The sequence below is a fragment of the Streptomyces sp. NPDC006259 genome (assembly GCF_042870975.1).
GTDB lineage: Bacteria > Actinomycetota > Actinomycetes > Streptomycetales > Streptomycetaceae > Streptomyces.
Map to the genome: position 1 here is coordinate 1,229,999 of NZ_JBIAHY010000002.1, position 18,225 is coordinate 1,248,223.

An 18,225-nucleotide genomic window follows, 5' to 3' on the forward strand; every position below is an offset into this window, starting at 1 on the left:
TGTTGCGCGACCCGATGGGCCGTCTCCGCCTTCTCGCAGGTCACCACGCGGTTTCTCCGTGGTCGGAGTGCTGACATCCCCGTTGCGGCCGCTCTGCTCATGTCCTCTGGCTGGAGTGAAACGCTACAGACTCCCGCCTCACGACGAGTGGGCAGTCAAGCAAGCCCCCGGCCTCGAAGCAGCAGCTGTCGACCGCTCCCTGATGACCATCACCAGCCTCAACGCTCAAGACACCCGCACGATCGAGTCCTACGTCGCCGGCCCGGCCGCCCTCCTGATCGCCAAGGCACACAAGCTGTACGAACGCATCGAGGACGCTAACCGCGGAAAACCACAACGGCTGAGCGCCAAAGACGCCGGCGATGTCTATCGCATCATGATCACCATCCGACCCGCTGAAGTCGCCGCATCCTTCGCCATCCTGCGCAGCGACCCCCGCGTCAGTACCGTCACCGAGCACGGCCTTGAGTTCCTCCACGCTCTCTTTGGCGCCCCAGCGACACCCGGAACAGAGCTTGCGGTCCAGGCCCTCGCCCCCGGTGACGTCCCGGAAGCCCGTATCCGGGCCCTGGTTCCCGCCTACATTGCGGACCTCAACCGCTAGGACCTGCATTGGCCTGAGTTCTGTGCCCACGCGCAGATCGGTGTCCTGTTGTTTGTAAGCACTTCCTTGGGCACCAGGGCACCAGCGTTTCGTGGCTCTACTGACGTACCAAGTTGATCTGGCTTCACCGGTATGACCAGGCAGTTCAGGCAGGGGTCTGGAGGGCCTGTGCCTCGCGCATGCGACATGATCGAATAGGGGATGGCTTCGTTCTGGACTGGTGAGCGGGTACGTCTGCGCGGTATCGAGCCCGACGACTGGACGGCGTTCATGGGTTTCGCCGTCGACGAGGAGCGTTTGGGAGACCTGCTGCACCCGCCCCGGTCTGCCGAGGGGTTCCGCGCCTGGGCGAAGGACCAGGCCGTCGCGAAGTCCGACGGCGACTGCTTCGGGTTGGTCATCGAAGCCGTGGACACGGGGCAGATCGTCGGGGCTGTCGGATCGCACCACGCAGATCCACGTGCGGGATGGTTCGAGTACGGCATCACTATGGGCGCCGGGCACCGGCGCAAGGGCTACGCGGCAGAGGCTGTGGTGATGCTGCTGCGGTTCATGTTCGCCGAGCGGCGCTACCACAAGTGCGAAGCGCGGATCTTCGCGCACAACGAGGCATCGCTGGCACTGCACCACCGGCTCGGCTTCACCGAGGAGGGGCGCCTGCGTGATCACGTGTTCTTCGCCGGCCAGCACCATGATCTCGTCGTGATGGGCATACTCGCTGACGAGTTCGCGCAACTGCACTCGCTGAGCGGTCTTGAGTGAGAGCTGGGCCTGAGTCGGGTCGGCGGACGCTACGGGGGCATGTCACAGCCGGCGGTGTCACCGCGTCGGGCACAGCCGCGGTCACTGCCCGGGCGCGGTGGGGCCGGCCCCGAGCACCCGGTTCGCGCTCGCTCAGGCGATGCGGCTGGGCATGGGCGGGGAGCGTTTGATGGATGTGGAGTTGGCGGTCGCGGAGCTGACGACCAACAGCGTGGTCCACGGCGGAGGCCGCGGGACGCTCGCCGTCTGGGCCGAGCGGGGGCAGCTGGTGTGTGAGGTCCGCGATGAGGGCCGGCTGACCGATCCGCTGGCCGGCCGCCGCCCGCCGCAGCGCGGCCAGCTGGGCGGCCGGGGCCTGATCCTGGTCCACTACGTCGCCGACCTGGTGCGCATGCACACCGGCGACGACGGCACGACCGTGCGCTTCTACCTCAGCTTGTGACAGCGCGCGTGGGCGGCCCTCCTGTCCGGGCGGCCGCCCGCCCCGCTCCTCTCGCGGACCTTGTATTTCTCCCAGCCTCGCACCGAGGGCCGGTCGGCGTCGTCCAGCCTTTTGAAGACCATCCGCCCCATGCCGACCGACGCCCACGTCAGCCACTCCGGCACGGTGTCCGGATCGGTGGTCGACGGATACAGTGCCCACGGCGCGACGAGCCGGCGGGCGGTGAACACGGACTCCAGTGCGGCCCTGCGCCGCCGGTACGGCCAGATACCCGATCCCTTTCACCGAGAGCTCGGGTGCTGTCCTCCTAGTGCAGAGTGCCGCACACGGCGGAGGCGGGAGAGTCCCAGCCGGACCTGAGTTCGGCCGGGATCATTTGACTCGCAGGCGGCCCGATGGGTGGTCGGGAGCTGTCGGCGACGTGACCGGGGTCGCCTGTACGTCCCCTGCACTGCGATTTTTCTATGGGGCGGCGTATACCTTCGGCATCGCGATCTCGCGGATGGTTTCTGGATTGTTGGGTGGCCTCAGCGTTTGCGTGCTGATGACTTGGGTTCCGGTGTCGCGGGCGGCTGCGGCCAGTTCCGTGAGAGCTTGGCGCACTACGTCGTGGGCGATGCCCTGCTGGTGAGGGTTGTCCAGCAGCAGCAGCCCAGGGAAGGCGCACTCCTGGTCGAGATCCCTTTCGAGGAACAGGATGGCGTAGCTATATGCCAGGAAGAACAGAACCTTGGCCTCTGCTCCCAGACCTTGGTCCCAGGGCCGGGAACCGACGTAGAAGGTGAGATCGGTGTCCCTGATCGTCACGTCCCGGGTCACCCAGAGCGTGTCGCGGTAGCGGGCGAGGAAATCGTTCATGCGGTCGGCGAAGGCGGAGCACCGGTCCATGGGAGACAGCACGGATGTCCTCGAGGCCGGCTGCTGTTTCTCGATCTGATCCACGGTCTGCTGAGCGGAGAGCAAGGTGCGGTGCGCTTCGTCGCGGCGCTGCAGAATCTCTTCCATCGCCGGGAGGGCAGTCATCTTGTGCTCCAGTTGGGCGATCTGCGCGGCGAGTCCTTCCAGCGTCGCCATGAACGGGGCAAGTTGTGCGGCGCGCTGTTGGTTGAGTTGCTGCGCCAGTTCGGCCTGCTGTGCATGCAACGTCTGCTGAAGCATTCGCGTGGCTTCGAGGTCGGTTGCGGTGTGTGTGATGACGTCATCCAGCTCGGACAGTTCTGACTTCAGGGATCTGATTTCCACCTGTGCCCTGCGCTGGCGCTTGTCATCGTCCACCGGCTGGAAGCACAGATAGCAGGCGTCCTCGTGGTGAGCACGCTGGGGATCGACGCTCTGCTCGCAGGCAGGGCACAAGCGGACTGGCAGGGCGTCGAAGACCTCGATGGAGGTGATCAGACGTTCCATTCGACCTACCTCGGCTGTGACCGTGCGAGCCGAGCGGCGGTGTTCCTCAAGGAGATGTTCCAGGTCCGCCATTTCCTCGGTCGCGCGCCTGAGCTGGCTGGTGACCTCCCCGTAGGCAACGGTCAGGGAGGAGTCGTATCCCGCGGGCGCCCCGGCAGGTGTGCTTCCTTCAGTAATGCCTTGGATTTCAGCTGTCAGGGTTCGACGGCGTTCGTGGATGGCATTGAGCTCGCCCTGCAGCTCGCGGCGTGCTGAGGCGACCTGCTCTGCGCTGTGGGTGAGGGGCAGGCCCAGGTTCTCGGATATGGAGGTGATGGCCTGCAGAGTGCTTTCCCGGACCTCCCTGCTCACGGCCTCTGCTTCGTCTCGGCGCCGTTTTGCCTGTGCGAGCTCGAAGTCACGGTTCGCCTGGGCGCTTCGGGATTGGGCGAACCCTAGGAGCTGGCTGACGACGGCTCGCCGGACGAACTCATGCTCCTTGTTCGCGAAGCTGGTCCAGGAGTCCTCGTTTCGGTAGAAGTGACGCAAGGTGTTGCGGAAGGACAGGGGGACCTGTTCAGTGGCCGCAGGCGGATGAAGCCCCTTGGGTATGCGCAGGTTGGGCCAGCCCAGTTCACCCAAGATCCAGTCAGAGAATTCGGCGGCTGTGATCTCCGAGCCGTCGATGCTGACTTTTCCCATCCGTCCCTGCGTGAGGTACCTGGTGAGGGTATGGGGCTGGCCGTGGATCCTGATGTCGGTGCTGACCTCTACGTGCTCATCGGCGACCGCCGCTTTGAGAGCTTCGGCGGGACTGTCCCGGTCACCGAGGCAATAGTCGATCACTCGGAGTGTCGTGGTCTTGGAGCTATTTCGTACGCCGGTGAGGATGTTGAGCTTGCTGGACTCGAAGGCATATTCGTCGAACTCGCCGCTTGGGTGTACGAGCGTGACTTTGGCGATCCGAAGCCCGCGCTCGGATGTGCTGGGCTCGCTCATGGGCGGATCTCCTGATGGAAGGTCGCGTTGCCGACCTCGTCCGGAAATAGGTCGTAGATGAGGTTCTTCAGGTCAGTGCCTGACATGTCCGCCAGGTTGCCCTGCATGGCTCGGCATCGCTGGACCAAGGGCTGGAACTGCTCCATCGCCGTAAGCCGGGCCGCCGTCGCCTTGCCGGCGGCCGTGAGCTTCACCCGCTCAGGGTTATGGCTGACGGTGATGGTTGCGAGGCCGCGGGCGGTGAGAAAGGACAGAAACTGGCGGTAACGGTGGTCCCAGGGGCCGTACCGATATCGCACCATTGGCGCCTCGATCTCGGAGGTGTCCGGAGCGACGAACACTTCTGGCCGACCAGCTCTGCCCGGCAGCAGAGCGGCGTGCGCTCGTTCCAGGAATCCGGGGTAGCGCAGGAAGAAGTCGAGCTTCGCGAACTTCGTGCGCCCTTCGATGTACGGCCCCGGGCTCTGACCGCACAGGTGGATGAGCAGCAACAGGCGCGAGGCATGGAAATCGACCGAGTCGTCGGGATCCCATGCCCTATGGAGGGGCGGCACGACCTTGCTGCCGATTTTATGAGGCATCTTCGTACCTGTTCTGGCAGCGTGCGGTGATGTCGCTCAGCACAGCCAGAGCCTGGCTGAGGTCTACCGCTCCAGAGACCACTTCCCGCATCTGGCTGACTTTGAGCATCGTTTCCCTATAGGCGGGTTCGCCTGCCTCGATCAGACCGCCGCGCCTCTGCATCGAGGTGAGCTGGCAGATGGCGTAGACCTTGTCCGAAAGCTCGGCGAGACGCTGGCGCTCACTACCCAGGCTGCGGCGCTGGGCCTGGCGGAACGTCAGCATGGCTTCATGTTGACGTTCCGCCTCGGCATCGGGGACACCAGCCGGCCGCAGCTTCGCCTGAAGGGTCATGAGCGGCTCGGTGGAACCATCGGAGCGCTGCCCGGTCACCTGGAGAATGGACTTCTCGAGGATGATCCGGAATTCGTGAGCCGTGTGGCGTTGAGGTTCTGGTTCGGCCGCACGGCGCGCGATGTACCCGGAGACAAGCCCCAGCAGAACGTTGTCCACCTCCTGCGCCAGCGGGTCCTGGCCGAGGTACGTCGTAATCAGTGGAATCAGACGTCTGCGGGCTTCATCTTCGACCTGATCGCAAGTGCGCGCTGTGACAAGTACATCCAGACGATCGACGCACCATCCGACGTCACGGCCGTCGGGCAGGCTCAGACCGTTGAGCTTGTCGATGATCCGCTCACGATCGTCTGCGCTGACCGGCCCGTGTGCTCCGCCGCGCTCACAGACAAACTGGAACAGATCTCGCTGGGGGGTCTCATTCACGATCAGCGTGAAGCGTGTTCCCTCAGGAAGTGGCTTTCCGCCGAACAACTTGCCGAGGTAGCTCGTTGCCGCCGTTCTGTTCTCTGCCTTCTTCGCCGCATCCGGCTTGCAGATGTCGGCGATGCTGTGGCGCTTCGCTCCTTCGACTGTCTTGACCTGCCGGTAAGAAGGCGCGTCAGCTTTGTAGCAGAGGATGTCCTCCAGATCCTCCCACGAGACTTGCGTCCAGTGGCCGTCCAGCATGTCGAGGCAGTCCAGGAGTGTGACCGCATCCTGGTACAGGAAGCCGCGCCGGCTGCGCCGGCCACCATCAGCAGGCGCAAGCGTCACTGGCGCTCCACTTACGCAACCGGCCGGTGCCGACCACCAGCTCAACGGCACAGGTTTCTATTCGCATCGTGCCCCCAACGGACGCTCTAGGCATCGGAGTAGATCACCATCCGCACACGGATCGCAACGGTCCGTTGGAGCAATTCGTACAAGAACAGGCTGACCCCGCCGGCCGCTGGTGGCCCCGGCCAGGGAGCGGGACCACCACGTCGGCGGAGATGGGATCAGCGGGGGCGCCGGGTCAGCGCTGCTGGATCCACCAGATGATCCAGCCGGTTCCGCTCGCGCCCACGGCGCCAGCGGAGCCGCGGACGATGCCGTAGCCCGCCGTACGGGCGAGGGCGCGCAGGCGACGGCGGCGGCCGCCGTCCAGCAGCTGCCGCAGCCGAGCCCGGATCTCGGACCAGATGTTGCGCAGCTTGCCGTTGCCCTGGTGGTGCCGGGTCGACGCCGGCCGGGCGGTGCCCTTAGGCTCGTTGAACATGCTGATGGTGCCTCCTTGGGAAGTGACTGTCGGTTTCTTCACTAGGCGGCTCCCTGCTCCAACAGGGGGCCGTCGCCCGTTTGCGGGGCGGCGGCCTGCGCCGCGCCCGACCCGTGTGTGCCGGGCCGGGAGTCGTGGGGCCGGGACGCCGCAGCGCCCGGCGGTTCTCATTTCGGGGCCAACGCCCCCGAGAGCATGGGGACACCGGAGGCGATCCGCAGCGCGGTGGCGGCGGCCCCCGCCGGGGTCCAGGCGGCGGCCGCCGCCTCCCGGTCGTTCTTGTTGATGTTCAGGTCGAACGGCGCGGCGAGCGCCCAGCGCACACCCGTGCTCTGGCCGAAGATGGAGGAGCCGTCCAGGTACTGCTCGGTGAGGAACTCGTACAGCAGCCCCTTCGTCTTCAGCTCCGTGATGCCGCGCCCGACGGTCGCCGGGGAGATCCCGTACCAGGACGCGAACTGCTTGTCCTTGTACAGGACGAAGGACCGGCTGCGCTGGCTCATGAAGATGAACAGCATCGCCTTCGCCGGCATCGTCAGCGACTTGTAGTAGTCCTGCTCCCAGTACGCGAAGGGCACCTTGAAATAGATGTCCTTGCGGGAGCCCTCCCAGTTGCCTGACGGCAGCGTGTACGGGTCCCCGGAGCCGTCCTCGTGCAGCTTGATGATGCGGGTCATCCGGCCGTCCGGCGCCGTGCTGATCAGTTTCAGCTTCTTCAGCTTGGCCAGGTGCCGGGAGACCGCGGCGCTCGCCGTGCCGTCGGTGGCGAACGAGATCCCTGCGGCGCGGCCCCATGTCTCGGACCGGCGAGTCACGCCCCAGTCGCCGTCGACGCGACCGCGCGGGAGTGGGCCCCGTGCGGCGACGCAGTGGACCAGGAGGAAGAGCTCCAGCCGCTCGGGGCTGCGCAGTAGGTGACGGAGAGGGCCGGGCCGCGTGACCAGGCGAGGGCCGGGGACAGTGTCCTGAACGAACGCGCGCCGGATGGGGACAGCACGGCTGGAGCGCTTGGATTCGTCCAGCAGCATCCGTATCGTCTCGCCCTGGCTCACGACCTTGTCCCGCTTGAGCACGGTCAGTTCGGTGTTCACAGGCCCAACTATGCGCCCCAGACAGGGCGGTTCGGGTGCCGGATACGGGAGCGCACGCCCGGCCGGACGCCCGCTCAGCTCGGCTAGTCGGAAAACATGAGATAACAGATGACCCCGATAGGAAACTTTTGTTCACCAAAAGCCGCAGGCAGGCCCGCATCTGATGCTCGGAACCCTTGCGTGTTCAGCTTGCGATCTATGGCGTTCTGGACGTCAACATTTGACAATTTCATCTCATAACTCCGTGCTCGGGAGGAGACGACCCACGAGTGGGTCCCGCATCGGCCCGGCTGACCTAGTGCCGCGGCAGGCAACGTTTGCCTCATTGTGACGCGCCGTCCGGGTACGGGCCCGAAGGGCGCGCGTGGGCCATGCTGTCCTGGTGGCTGAACGGGTGCGGGTGCGGGAGATCGACGACGATGAGGGCCGGAGACTGCTGCGGATCATCCGCCGGGGCACTGGGTCCGTGGTGACCTGGCGGCGCGCCCAGATGGTGCTGCTGTCCGCGCAGGGCATGCCCGTCGACAAGATCGCGACGGTGACGTTCACCAGCCCAGACCGCGTCCGCGACGTCCTGCACAACTTCAATGCCGACGGCTTCGACTCGCTCTACCCGAAGTACAAGGGTGGGCGCCCCAGGACGTTCACGCTGCCCGAGCGTCGCGAGATCAAGAAGATCGCCAAGTCCAAGCCGGCCGAGCACGGCCTGCCGTTCTCGACCTGGAGCCTGGTCAAGCTGGCCGACTTCCTGGTCGCCGAGGGGGTGGTCGACGACATCAGCCACGAGGGCCTGCGGGTCCTGCTCCGCGAGGAGGGCGTCTCCTTTCAACGCGTGAAGACCTGGAAGTCCTCGAACGACCCCGACTATGCCGCGAAGAAGGCCCGGGTCGAGCACCTCTACGCCATCGCCGACGGCGAGGTCATCCCTGAGGAAGGAGAGCCCGAAGTCATCTTCTGCATGGACGAGTTCGGCCCGCTCAACCTCCAGCCCCACCCCGGACGCCAGTGGGCAGAGCGCGGCGGCAAGCACAAGGACCCCGACCGTGAGCCGCGGCCCCGCCGCCGTGCCACCTACACCCGCCCGCATGGCGTCCGGCATCTGTTCGCCGCCTACGACCTGGGCACGGACCAGCTCTACGGCCACATCAAGAAGACCAAGAACCGCTCCAAGTTCCTGGAGTTCTGCCGCTACCTGCGCTCCCTGCACCCCATCGCGAAGCGCATCGCGATCGTGTGTGACAACTTCTCGCCCCACCTGACCACCAAGCGGTGCCGCCGGGTCGCCAACTGGGCCGAGGCCAACAACGTCGAGATCGCCTACACCCCGACCAACTCCTCATGGCTGAACCGCATCGAGGCCCAGTTCACCGCCCTGCGCTACTTCACCCTCGACGGCACTGACCACGCCAGCCACAAGCAGCAGGGCAGCATGATCCGCCGCTACATCATCTGGCGGAACAAGCACGCCCAGGACGAGCGCCTACGCGAGGTCGTGAACAGGGCGAACGTCGCCTGAGGCAGCCGCACCCCAACGGAACAACGCGGTCCACAGGAAGGTCACGCCGAACAGTGCTGAGTCAGGGGGCTCCTCCCGCATGCGGCGCAGTTCGACCTCGACCAGGTCGGAGAAGATCCAGCGCAGCGATTCCGGTGTGTAGGCGAGGCCGCCCTGCAACTCGCGTTCGCGGTAGATGTCCGCGTCGGTGAGTTCCGACCCCATTCCGGCCTCGCCGGCGGCGAAGCTGGTGAGCGCGAGGTGGCCGCCAGGGGCGAGGACGCGGTCGAGGAGGGCCAGGTAGCTGACCCGGCGGTGGGGCGGCAGGTGGTGGAAGCACCCGGAGTCGACGACCAGGTCGTAGGGGCCGCTCAACTCGGCGGCGGGGAGGGCGAAAGCGTCACCGCACAGGAAGCGGACGTCGACTCCGGCCTCGTGAGCCCGGTCCTTGCCCCAGGCGACGGCCACCGGGGAGAGGTCGACGGCGTCCACCTCGAAGCCGTGTGAGGCGAGGTACAGGGCGTTGCGGCCGGGTCCGCTTCCCAGGTCCAGAGCCCGGCCGGGAGCGATCAGACCCTGGTCGAGGTACGCGGCCAGGTTCTCGTCCGGCTTCGCCACGAAGAACGGGACGGGCCTTGACCGGTCGGCATAGAAGCGGTCCCAGAAGTCCTTGCCGTCGCCCGTCGCCAAGCGGCCGGCCTCGGATTCAGATACGAAGAGCCCGTCCAAGAGCGCGAGAACGTCCTCGACGGTGCGTACGGTCCGGTCCATCCGGCCCCCCTTTCGACCGATGTCGATCATAGGAACGAGGATGACAAAAGGCCAGGTCAGAGGGAGTATTGCGACGGCTGGAATGGGCTGCTGCAGGCCCCGGAGGCCACTGGCAAGCCCCAACTCCCGCCCCCGACTCCGCGTCCGCCCAGCCAGCCATCAAGGGCCAGAATGGGGCCATCCTCGGCTGCGGCGGGGAGACTATTTCGACGAGTTTTCCAGCGGTGCTACAGGGCAAACGTTGCCTGCCGCGGCACTAGGCGACGTCCGCCCGCCCGTGCCGACAGCACGAGGCCCAAGGCCTTTTGAAGGGAGGGCCCGGGTCTGGCGCGGTGGGGAGGGAGCAGGCAGAGGCTTTCTCAGTAGTCGTCCCGTTCGGAGGGCGGTCCGTACTGCTCGATGAGATCGCAGGTGCAGGTGCCGCCGGCGACCAGCGGTTTGTCGCACTCGGCATGGTGGTGCCGCACCGGCGGCTTCGGCGGCGAGGGCCGTACGGAGCCGCCCTTCGTCGGCTGGGCCGGGACAACCTGGGTGTCGATCCGGGGGTGGGTAGTTGGTGTGTGGGGTGGGGTGTGAGCTGCGGGGTTGGGTGTTGGTTGAGAATGGGTTCTGGTGGGGGTGGGGTGGGGCTGAGCTGGGGTTGTGTGGGTTGGAGTGGGAATTTCCGGGGTGTTGTGGGTAGCTTCTGCGTCTAATGGTCCGGGGTGTGTTTTGGCTGGTCAGGCGTGTTGTGCCTGGTCAGAGGCGTGGCCTGGTGTCTGTGGTGTCGGTGCGTTGTAGGGACGTTTTGGGGGGGGGCTGGTAGCTCTTGGCTCGGTGGTCGGTGGGTTGGGGGTTTTTGCCGGTCCAGTACAGGGCGGTGTCGAGGTCGCGTGGGGTCCAGCCGTCGGCGGGTGCTCGGCTGTGTTGGAGGAGGTTGTCGAGGAGTTGCATGTAGCGGCCGTAGCGTCCCGGTGCGGGGGTGAGGGTGAGACCCAGGGTGTCTAGGGCGTGTTGGACTCGGCGGTCGTAGACGGCCATCCGTGTGGGGGCTGCTGCTGTCAGGGCGGCTGAAGCGAGGGCGTCGCCGGTACGGAAGCCGGGCAGTTCCCACATGATGCTGCGTCCTGTGCGGGCAGCCTCACTGCGCGGGACCGCGGTGTCGCGGACTGCGGTGACGGCCCGCTTGGTGACCTCGCGCACCTGGGTGTCGGGCAGGGACATGAGCGCCGATACCCACGGGGTCTGTGCGGAAAGCCGTTTCCAGACGACCAGGGCCGCGATGTCCGTCTTCCCGAGGCTGCTGGCGTGCTCGGTTCGTTGTGCGACGTCGTGGAACACCTCGTCGTAGTGCGGTGAGACTCCTGCCAGGTAGTCGGCACGGGCGGGGATCAGGACGTCCCACGCCTGGCCGCAGACGGCAGTGCATTCATCGTCAGTGGGCATTTCCCTGGTCTTCTTCACGTCCGCATCATGGCGGTGTGGACGGTCGGCGGGTGCGGGGGCGCTTGTGTTGTTCGGCGAGGTGGTCGAGCTGGATGGCGTCCAGTGCTTTCTTGGTGATGCGTTCGGTGCCGTCGTAGATGGCGCTCCCAGGCATACACCCGCTCGCGTACAGCCTCCGGCAGTTCCTCAAGAAGCCCGCAGGGCGCCACGCCGCGCCGAGGTGCGCCCACGACTTCGAAGTCGGGAGCAGCGAAGAGGCGATTCACCAGCACCGTTGCCACGGAGTCGTCCGCGTCGATCAGCCGGGCGCGAGGTTCTTCCAGCATGACTACCGTCCAGGTCCGCTGTGCGAAGCGCAGCTGCGTTCCGGGCTCAAGCACCGTGTAGGTCACGCCGCCCCCTGGCCGGCCTGGTCCGATGACACGGTCACCTGCTCGTGCAACGGCTTGAGCAGCGGAGCTGACAAGGCGCCGTGCCATAGCGCGTGGAAGACCACAGGGAGGATCTCGACGGGATCCCCGACCTCCCGGGCGCCTTCTATCAGAGGCCGCGGACGGAGAAAGGCATTGACCACGCGCCCGGCCAGCTCGCCGCCCCTGTAGCGGGGATGCCGGTAGCCGGCCAGCCACTTGAGATTGGCGGCCACAACCGGGTCCGGTGGCCGGGCGATCTTGTACTCCCACCCTGCCGAGCCAGCAGCAGCCGTGACCCTCTCTGCGCGATGCGCCAGCCGGCGTGAGATTTCGTCGTGTCCGGCACAGTCGAGGAGGAGACCACTGCCATCGGCTAGCCGGGCCATCAGATGCGGTGCGTGCCGGACACAGGATCCGTCGGCCTCGCGCGGATCCGTCGGCCTCGCGCCATATGAGCTCCACTGGGCGGCACGCCATCGCCACAACCTGCGGATCACGGTCGAGCAGTATCACCTGGGTCCGCATGACGCCCGACCCGTAGCGCACCAGATGGCCGTCGGTCGCCGACCACCACCACCCGGGCGCGATCCGCCTCCCGGGCTGCACAGCAAATGGACGCACCGGCGCGCAGTCCTCCAGCCGGATGCCGCGTATGGCGTCCATCCACGGCATCTGGTGGCTGCTGCCCACCAGATCCAGGAACCGCGCCTCGAAGGGAGCAGGATCAGCACCCACCGGACTTGCCACCGCTTCTCGTCCCTGCATACCGGCTCAACTGCTGATCATCAGATCCGGTAATGGCTTCGCGTTCGGTTCTGGCCCTGGTGTGATGAGGCTGATGGTGGCTGCCTGCAGTGACTGGGTGGCGGCGTCGATGGTGGTGTTGATTGTCTTGGGGGTGGCTCCGGTGCCTCTGAGCCGTTCGGCGTCGATGAGGCCGGCAGCGGCCAGGGCGGCGTCGCCCGCTGCTTGTGCCAGGGGGCTGGAGTCCTCGTCGAGTGTGGCTTCGATGGCGCTGCGGATCAGTCGCATGCTCAGGAGCCGCAGGCGGGTTTCGTCTGAGGGTGAGGGGATGGTCGAGCGGTAGCCGGTCAGGAGCTGGATCAGGCCGCGCGGGGGTTCTTGCGTGGGGTCGGCGCGCACGGCGGCGTCGAGTTCCGTCTTGGCGAGCAGCACGCCCAGCAGCAGCGCGCTGTCGGTGCGTTTGGGCCCGTCCGGCCGCAGGCCCGGGTCCGGTACGGGCGCAGCGCCGAGTTCGTCCAGAGCGCGGTAGAGGGCACGCGCGCTGGATGGGCGTCGGGCGGACGGACGCGCCATCACGCTTGTCCTGGCTGTGGCTTGATGTCAGGTCCGGGTAGTGGCGTGGCGGCGCCGCTTGGGTTTCGTGGTCCGTACCGGTTTGGGCATGGTCATGGTGGCCTTGTTCATGCGGTCGTAGGTGCGGGTCATGTGGGCGATCTCGTCCTGGAACATGGCCAGCACCTCGTAGTCGGCCACCTGCTCGCCCAGGGGGTTGATGGCCCCCGACAGCAGGCGGCGCAGTTCGGTGTTGATCCGGCGCATCCGCAACGAGGCGTTCTCGGCGATTTTCGCGGGGTCGGTCGTGATCATGTAGCCGCCGCGGTAGGCGAGGAACGCTTTGCCCTTCTCCATGGTGAGGTGGTCGCGGATGTAGCCCTTGGTGCGCTCGAACTGTCCGTCGGTGGCGTGGATGCGGTCGGTGATGTGCTCGCGGGGGAGCAGGACGTCGTCGCCGGCCTCGTCGAAGAGGTGCCAGGCGAGTTCTGCCAGGTGCTGGGTAGGCACCGGGGCGGCCCGCTGGCCCGTGCCCGAGGCTGCCGTGGTGCGGGCTGGACGAGTCATGGCTCGTCATCTCCTTCGGACAGGATGCGGGCGAGTTCCTCGTCCATCGTCTTGTCGCCGGTTGCGAGCGCGGAGTCGCACCAGTCCAGTGCGGCACGGATCCTTCGGTGGTTGTCCAGGATCGCTCTCACCTCCCGGTCGGTGAATTCCGCGACGTGCAGACGGGGGACCATCTCCTGCAGGTCGACCAGAAACGCGGTGCCGGTGCCGATCAGTTCCAGTGCCTCACGCGAGGCACGCTGGTAGTCCACGGCCGGTTCCCGCAACCGCTTTGATGTCTGGGGCGCGGCCGTCGTCTCCTCCTGCTCCCAGGGGCCGCTATCTGCGGGCTCGCTATCGCGTTCGTGCGCGGCCGCCAGCCGGTCTGCCGCGGCTTCCATCCGCTGCTCGTGGTGTGCGCGGTACAGGATGCGCTGGTTGGCCGGGTTGGCCATCACCCGGTGCGCGACATCAGGCCGTCGGATGATCTCCTCCACCGCGCCCACCGCGTTCTCGGAGTTCGTCAGCAGGGTGCGCACCCGGTCGAGTTTCTCTTCCTTGGTAAGTGGCCGGTGAGGCAGACGGCCGGCACGCCTGAGAGCGGCGTCCTCAGTCCAGCGGCCCGCTCCGTCCGGTGGTTCCTGGATGAGCTCGAAACGATCGTCCAGGGATTCCAGGGCACGGTGGACCGACCAGGACACGCCCGGCTCCCTGTGCTCGGGCGGCCACTGCATGGCGGTGAACCGGTAGCCCAGCAGCGTGTGGACGTTGATACCGATCTGGTCGGCGTAGCGGTCCAGGATCGCGAAAACGCCGCGCTTTTCCCCGGGCTCGGACTTGTCGACCATCTTCAACGTGATGTCGCCCAGCTCGAACTGGATCCGGGTCTCCTCCAGGACCAGGTCGCGGCCCTGGCGCACGTAGCGCCCCCATTGCCGGTCGGTGTAGCGCTGGGGAAAGGGGCTGACAATTCTTTCTCTGACCATGGTTAGCCTCCCTGCATGCCGAGGCGCGAGTACAGGTCCAGCGGGCACATCAAACCTCACGCCCGTGCCCTTACTCCCAATCTAGAACCTTATGTCACGTTTGTTTATTGATTGGCTGGTTTATCTGAACGGCAGGGTGCTGTTCATTGCTGCCCCCTGCGTCAGTAACCGCGCGCGCTCGCTGAAGCCGGATTTGAAATCGGGGTGCGGGAGTACAGGAGCGGACCTACGGATCTACCGCATTCCCGCAGGCCAGGGTTCTGTAGCACGACGTTTATCCGTCACGCGAGGATCGAGGCGCGGGCCCGGTAGGCGGCAGAGCGGCAGGCAGGCCGGTCGTACACCGCATCGCGCCGACGATCCTGCCCAGCGGCGACGGACTTACCGCAGACAGGGCAGCTCTGCAGCGCTCTCGACGTCGTATCGAAAGGCCCTGCCTCCAGGTCGGCAGCACGCCTCCGCCGCGCAGCCGCGCCGCAGGCAGGACGGCAATAGCGGACATCCGACCGAGCCAACACCGGCAGCGGCTTACGGCAGAAGGCGCAGCAACGCACCCGCCTGTCCATATCTCCAGAGTACGCATGGTCCTACCGTCCAGTGACGCCCTGCCGGAACAAAAAGCACTGAGCCTTTTCCAACCTGTTCGCCGCGAGCGTGGTGCTCGGCTGGTCATGCACCTTCGGTGTCAAGTCGCTCTGCGGACTGGAGCAGGTACTCGGGCAGTTTCGAACTGGCCGCCAACACCTCGATGCCGATGAGGCGGCCCTGCTCGTCGAAGTCGAGGTTGATCATGCCATCGACGTCCACTGGATCGCAGGGATACATGCGCGCGGACGTCACGCGGGCCTGCGGTTCGGTGAGGTATACGTACGCTGCGTTGACGGTCTTGTCGTAGGTGACTCTGACGTCTGTCACGGTGAGCGGTCTCCCTTGCTGTCGTTGATGGTGGCGCTGTCCTTGTCCATACCTCCGGCCGCAGCGATCTCAGGCTGCCGTGGCGAGGTGCAGGGCCAGGACGGCCTTGACGATGTCGGTGATGCGGGTGGTGCTGCAACGGAGTTGCGCAGGAGCCGCCAGCTCTTCAGGGTGGCGTTGGCCTGCTCTCCGACGGCTCGGATCCTGGCGTGGGAGGAGTTCACCGCCCGCTTCCCGGCTGGGAGCGTGCTCCAGCGGCCCCGGTAAGGCACCCGGATCGTCCCCTGCGCTCCCTGATATCCCTTGTCGGCCCACGTCCGGATGCCGGCTTGGGTGAGCGCTTCGATGATGCCGTGGATGCGTGCGGCCTTGACATCGTGGACGGCACCTGGCAGGGCAGGTGAGGCCCAGAGCAGGCGTCCGAACGCATCGGCGATGACCTGGACGTGCGTTCATGCCGTGGCGCTTGTGCTTGCCAGAGTAGTAGGGGCGGTCGGCGGCAATGCGGTCGATGTGCAGCAGGGTGCCGTCCAGGATCACGAATGCCTTGTTGGCGGCGACGGTCATAGCCTGCTGGAGGGTGGGGGCAAGGGCGGCCAGGACCTCAACCGCCTCGACGATGTACCGGTAGACGGTGGCCAGCCCGATCCCGAAGCCGGCCGCGAGCTGGGCGTACGTGTGCCCGCAGCGCAGATGGGCCAGCGCGAGCAGAGCCTGTCGGTCCGCGGTCAGGCGGCGCCAGCGCGTGCCGCGCTCACGACGCCGGGCTCTCAGCAGGCCGGACAGGTAGCGCAGGGTCGAGTTGGACAGATCGATCCCCGATGGGTAGACAAGCATGTGAAGCTCCGGGCGGACAGGTTGATCTTGGTCGACAACCCATCTACCAGGAGCTTCACCTTTTCCTCAACGCCGCCCTCAGCCAACCGACGTGCTACGCAACCACCGTTGGAAAAGCCTCATTATCTATGTTCAGGCACCAGAGCCACCTTGGGAGACGTGGGAGACACTTCTTCAGGTCCTGGGTGACATCACCCCGGTTGTCGAGGCCATTCCCCCCGACGCCGCATTGGCGGATGTGAGCGGGAGCGTTCGCTATTTCGATTGCGACGCTGTTGAGATTGCGCGACTTGTGCGTGTGCGCATGTTGGCGTTGTACGGCTTTGACTGTGCTGTCGGTGTGGCTCCCAATCCCATGCTCGCCAGGATGGCCGGGCATCACGGACCATCTGGTGCCGTTCGCTGTATCACGGATACCCCACAGGGAATATCCGGCTTCCTGAACCCAAAGCCAGTAGCAGTCCTGTATGGAGTGGGGCCGAAGACGGCGCGCATGCTCTGCGAGTACGGGTTGGACAGTATCGGTAAGGTGGCAGAAACTTCTGAGGCCACCTTGCAGAGGATCCTGGGTGCGAAAACGGGGCGTCTTGTGCACGAACGGGCCCGAGGTATCGACCGGAAACGTGTGGTACCGCACGCTCCGCCCAAGTCGGCCAGCGCTGAATTGCGATTCGCCAGGCATGAGGTCGATGGATCGGTACGTCGCGGTGCACTCCTTGGACTTGCCGTTGACGTCGGTAGGCAATTGAGGACGGACGGCCAGGTGGCCCGCGCGCTCACACTCACAGTTCATTACGCGGATCGGTCGAAGACCACCCGGACGCGAGTGCTTCAAGAACCCACGGCTCACACTCCAGTACTGGCGGGCACCGCACAAGCACTGCACGACGCCTTGGGACTTCAACGGGCACGGGTAACAGCTCTCTCCCTGAGAGCCGAAGATCTGACGACCGCTCGGCTCTCCGGCCAGCAGCTCACCTTTGATCGCCATACGGAAAGCGCCCGTCGACTTGAACCGGTCCTCGACCGTATTGCCGCGAGATGGCCTGGCTCGGTGGGGCCGGCGACCCTCGTGCGCCCCTTGACCGCTGAGCGCCGCCGGACCGGTCCGGCGCAGGTGAGCGCGGTGACGTTCACAGCGGTAGTCGTCTCACCTCCGGAGGGCGGTCGAGCCGGAAATCCCTGGAGACGTGAGGCTTGACGGGTGTTCCGCGGCTGGGCCATGCGATGTCGTCAACGGCGAGGAACGGCTCGCCGACCACGGTAACGGGGGTTGCCCCGGTGAACGCCATGACGTCCCGATGCAGGTGGGACTGGTCGGCGTAGCCGGCGTCGGCCGCGACTCGGGCCGCGCCTTCACCTGCGACCAGGCGGTGGACGGCATGGTCGAAGCGGACCAGCTTCACGGCGCGCTTGGGTGGCAGCCCGAGCTGCGACCGGAACCGGGACCACAGGCGCTTACGGCTCCATCCGACCTCGGCCGCGAGTCCGTCGACCCGGGCCAGGCCACGGCTGCCGACGATCCGGTGCCAGGCCCAGGCCACCTCAGGGTCCACGTGCGGCTCCGCCTCATACCGACGGGCGAGCAACGCGTCTGTCAACGCGAAACGCTCCTGCCAGGACGAGACATCGCCGAGTTGCTCGCGGATCCGGGACGCCTCCCGGCCCCACAAATCGCCCAGGGACACGACGGCGCCGTCGAGGTCGGCGGGGGAGACGCCCAGAACCGCGCGGGCGATCACCGGGGACAGGCGCACCTGCACGCACTCGACGTTCTCTCCCCGCGCCCGGACCGCGCCTCCGGTCCCAAGCCCGGGCCCGGCGACGAGGCTTCCCCGCTGCTGCTGCCCGGCGGCACAGTCAATGACGGGCGAGCCGGCGCCGAACTCCAGGAGCAGCGTCACGGCCGGGTGCGGGACCATCCGGAGCGCGTCCAAGTCACGGACACGGAACCCGGCCATGGTGAGACAGGCCACCCTGCTGGGCCGCTGCGGGCATGCGACGTCCCACACAGACGCACCATGCATGAAAGTCCGCACCGTCCCATGCTAGTTGAGCCGGCTGACGGGAACATTTATCCAATCCGCCGACGGGGACCGGCAGCG

The 18,225-nt window shown here is 66.3% G+C and carries 19 protein-coding genes and 2 pseudogenes; 5 read left to right on the forward strand and 16 right to left on the reverse strand.

Annotated features, from left to right (window positions below; translation table 11 throughout):
• The first annotated feature begins 202 nt into the window (after positions 1-202).
• The 3 genes and pseudogenes from ACFYO5_RS11345 to ACFYO5_RS11355 all read left to right on the forward strand — a co-directional run.
• Positions 203-604, forward strand: a complete 402-nt coding sequence (locus tag ACFYO5_RS11345; protein WP_388707014.1) for a hypothetical protein — start codon at positions 203-205, stop codon at positions 602-604.
• 201 nt (positions 605-805) lie between these two features.
• Complete coding sequence (locus ACFYO5_RS11350; RefSeq protein WP_388707016.1) at positions 806-1,366, forward strand: GNAT family N-acetyltransferase; 561 nt, start codon at positions 806-808, stop codon at positions 1,364-1,366.
• Between the two features lie 118 nt (positions 1,367-1,484).
• A pseudogene (locus ACFYO5_RS11355) lies at positions 1,485-1,808 on the forward strand (ATP-binding protein); the annotation flags it as partial.
• Here ACFYO5_RS11355 and ACFYO5_RS11360 read toward each other — a convergent pair.
• The 6 genes from ACFYO5_RS11360 to ACFYO5_RS11385 all read right to left on the reverse strand — a co-directional run bounded on the left by ACFYO5_RS11360 (position 1,793) and on the right by ACFYO5_RS11385 (position 7,436).
• Positions 1,793-2,038 carry a hypothetical protein gene (locus tag ACFYO5_RS11360; RefSeq protein WP_388707018.1) on the reverse strand — a complete coding sequence of 82 codons (246 nt, stop codon included), beginning with the start codon at positions 2,036-2,038 and terminating at the stop codon, positions 1,793-1,795. The pseudogene ACFYO5_RS11355 and the gene ACFYO5_RS11360 overlap by 16 nt on opposite strands.
• A 232-nt stretch (positions 2,039-2,270) precedes the next feature.
• On the reverse strand, positions 2,271-4,190 hold the full coding sequence (locus ACFYO5_RS11365) for a hypothetical protein (protein WP_388707021.1): 1,920 nt from the start codon (positions 4,188-4,190) through the stop codon (positions 2,271-2,273).
• Entirely contained in the window at positions 4,187-4,771 is a 585-nt protein-coding gene (locus ACFYO5_RS11370; protein ID WP_388707024.1) for a hypothetical protein, read from the reverse strand. The genes ACFYO5_RS11365 and ACFYO5_RS11370 overlap by 4 nt, the downstream gene beginning before the upstream one ends.
• Positions 4,761-5,861, reverse strand: coding sequence for a dsDNA nuclease domain-containing protein (locus ACFYO5_RS11375; protein ID WP_388707027.1), 1,101 nt, complete (start codon positions 5,859-5,861; stop codon positions 4,761-4,763). The genes ACFYO5_RS11370 and ACFYO5_RS11375 overlap by 11 nt, the downstream gene beginning before the upstream one ends.
• Positions 5,862-6,102: 241 nt before the next feature.
• The gene (locus tag ACFYO5_RS11380; RefSeq protein WP_388707031.1) at positions 6,103-6,345 is read right to left on the reverse strand and encodes a hypothetical protein; all 243 of its coding nucleotides are present in this window, start codon (positions 6,343-6,345) and stop codon (positions 6,103-6,105) included.
• A gap of 167 nt (positions 6,346-6,512) precedes the next feature.
• The gene (locus tag ACFYO5_RS11385; protein WP_388707034.1) at positions 6,513-7,436 is read right to left on the reverse strand and encodes a hypothetical protein; all 924 of its coding nucleotides are present in this window, start codon (positions 7,434-7,436) and stop codon (positions 6,513-6,515) included.
• Positions 7,437-7,818: 382 nt separating this feature from the next.
• On the opposite strand from ACFYO5_RS11385, the gene ACFYO5_RS11390 reads away from it, so the two are divergent.
• Positions 7,819-8,952 (forward strand): IS630 family transposase, encoded by a 1,134-nt coding sequence (locus ACFYO5_RS11390; RefSeq protein WP_388707036.1) that lies wholly within the window; start codon positions 7,819-7,821, stop codon positions 8,950-8,952.
• Here the strand turns inward: ACFYO5_RS11390 and ACFYO5_RS11395 are convergent.
• From ACFYO5_RS11395 to ACFYO5_RS11435, 9 genes and pseudogenes are all read right to left on the reverse strand, one after another.
• Positions 8,917-9,702: a class I SAM-dependent methyltransferase gene (locus ACFYO5_RS11395; RefSeq protein WP_388707038.1), complete on the reverse strand. Its 786-nt coding sequence runs from the start codon at positions 9,700-9,702 to the stop codon at positions 8,917-8,919. The genes ACFYO5_RS11390 and ACFYO5_RS11395 overlap by 36 nt on opposite strands.
• 738 nt (positions 9,703-10,440) lie before the next feature.
• The gene (locus tag ACFYO5_RS11400) at positions 10,441-11,127 is read right to left on the reverse strand and encodes a hypothetical protein (protein ID WP_388707041.1); all 687 of its coding nucleotides are present in this window, start codon (positions 11,125-11,127) and stop codon (positions 10,441-10,443) included.
• 25 nt (positions 11,128-11,152) lie between these two features.
• Positions 11,153-11,281, reverse strand: a complete 129-nt coding sequence (locus ACFYO5_RS11405) for a hypothetical protein (RefSeq protein ID WP_388707044.1) — start codon at positions 11,279-11,281, stop codon at positions 11,153-11,155.
• 234 nt (positions 11,282-11,515) lie between these two features.
• Positions 11,516-12,037, reverse strand: a complete 522-nt coding sequence (locus tag ACFYO5_RS11410) for a TnsA-like heteromeric transposase endonuclease subunit (protein ID WP_388707047.1) — start codon at positions 12,035-12,037, stop codon at positions 11,516-11,518.
• Between the two features lie 274 nt (positions 12,038-12,311).
• Positions 12,312-12,857 carry a hypothetical protein gene (locus ACFYO5_RS11415; RefSeq protein ID WP_388707050.1) on the reverse strand — a complete coding sequence of 182 codons (546 nt, stop codon included), beginning with the start codon at positions 12,855-12,857 and terminating at the stop codon, positions 12,312-12,314.
• A gap of 27 nt (positions 12,858-12,884) precedes the next feature.
• Complete coding sequence (locus ACFYO5_RS11420; protein WP_388707053.1) at positions 12,885-13,403, reverse strand: hypothetical protein; 519 nt, start codon at positions 13,401-13,403, stop codon at positions 12,885-12,887.
• On the reverse strand, positions 13,400-14,368 hold the full coding sequence (locus ACFYO5_RS11425) for a DUF6192 family protein (RefSeq protein ID WP_388707055.1): 969 nt from the start codon (positions 14,366-14,368) through the stop codon (positions 13,400-13,402). Before ACFYO5_RS11425 ends, ACFYO5_RS11420 begins: the two co-directional genes overlap by 4 nt.
• 669 nt (positions 14,369-15,037) lie before the next feature.
• Positions 15,038-15,283, reverse strand: a complete 246-nt coding sequence (locus ACFYO5_RS11430; protein ID WP_319182176.1) for a DUF2283 domain-containing protein — start codon at positions 15,281-15,283, stop codon at positions 15,038-15,040.
• 69 nt (positions 15,284-15,352) lie between these two features.
• A pseudogene (locus ACFYO5_RS11435) lies at positions 15,353-16,120 on the reverse strand (transposase family protein).
• Positions 16,121-16,211: 91 nt separating this feature from the next.
• On the opposite strand from ACFYO5_RS11435, the gene ACFYO5_RS11440 reads away from it, so the two are divergent.
• Complete coding sequence (locus tag ACFYO5_RS11440; protein ID WP_388707058.1) at positions 16,212-17,321, forward strand: helix-hairpin-helix domain-containing protein; 1,110 nt, start codon at positions 16,212-16,214, stop codon at positions 17,319-17,321.
• On the opposite strand, the gene ACFYO5_RS11445 is transcribed toward ACFYO5_RS11440, so the two are convergent.
• The gene (locus ACFYO5_RS11445; RefSeq protein ID WP_388707061.1) at positions 17,254-18,159 is read right to left on the reverse strand and encodes a helix-turn-helix domain-containing protein; all 906 of its coding nucleotides are present in this window, start codon (positions 18,157-18,159) and stop codon (positions 17,254-17,256) included. The two genes, ACFYO5_RS11440 and ACFYO5_RS11445, sit on opposite strands and share 68 nt — an antisense overlap.
• Positions 18,160-18,225 lie beyond the last annotated feature (66 nt).

What these genes read in the sequence shown, in the direction of transcription:
- ACFYO5_RS11345 (WP_388707014.1), top strand. Translation starts at nt 203, where the DNA reads ATGACCATCACCAGCCTCAACGCTCAAGACACCCGCACGATCGAGTCC.
- ACFYO5_RS11350 (WP_388707016.1), top strand. Translation starts at nt 806, where the DNA reads ATGGCTTCGTTCTGGACTGGTGAGCGGGTACGTCTGCGCGGTATCGAG.
- ACFYO5_RS11365 (WP_388707021.1), bottom strand. Translation starts at nt 4,190, where the DNA reads ATGAGCGAGCCCAGCACATCCGAGCGCGGGCTTCGGATCGCCAAAGTC.
- ACFYO5_RS11370 (WP_388707024.1), bottom strand. Translation starts at nt 4,771, where the DNA reads ATGCCTCATAAAATCGGCAGCAAGGTCGTGCCGCCCCTCCATAGGGCA.
- ACFYO5_RS11380 (WP_388707031.1), bottom strand. Translation starts at nt 6,345, where the DNA reads ATGTTCAACGAGCCTAAGGGCACCGCCCGGCCGGCGTCGACCCGGCAC.
- ACFYO5_RS11395 (WP_388707038.1), bottom strand. Translation starts at nt 9,702, where the DNA reads ATGGACCGGACCGTACGCACCGTCGAGGACGTTCTCGCGCTCTTGGAC.
- ACFYO5_RS11400 (WP_388707041.1), bottom strand. Translation starts at nt 11,127, where the DNA reads ATGCCCACTGACGATGAATGCACTGCCGTCTGCGGCCAGGCGTGGGAC.
- ACFYO5_RS11405 (WP_388707044.1), bottom strand. Translation starts at nt 11,281, where the DNA reads ATGCCTGGGAGCGCCATCTACGACGGCACCGAACGCATCACCAAGAAA.
- ACFYO5_RS11415 (WP_388707050.1), bottom strand. Translation starts at nt 12,857, where the DNA reads ATGGCGCGTCCGTCCGCCCGACGCCCATCCAGCGCGCGTGCCCTCTAC.
- ACFYO5_RS11420 (WP_388707053.1), bottom strand. Translation starts at nt 13,403, where the DNA reads ATGACTCGTCCAGCCCGCACCACGGCAGCCTCGGGCACGGGCCAGCGG.
- ACFYO5_RS11425 (WP_388707055.1), bottom strand. Translation starts at nt 14,368, where the DNA reads ATGGTCAGAGAAAGAATTGTCAGCCCCTTTCCCCAGCGCTACACCGAC.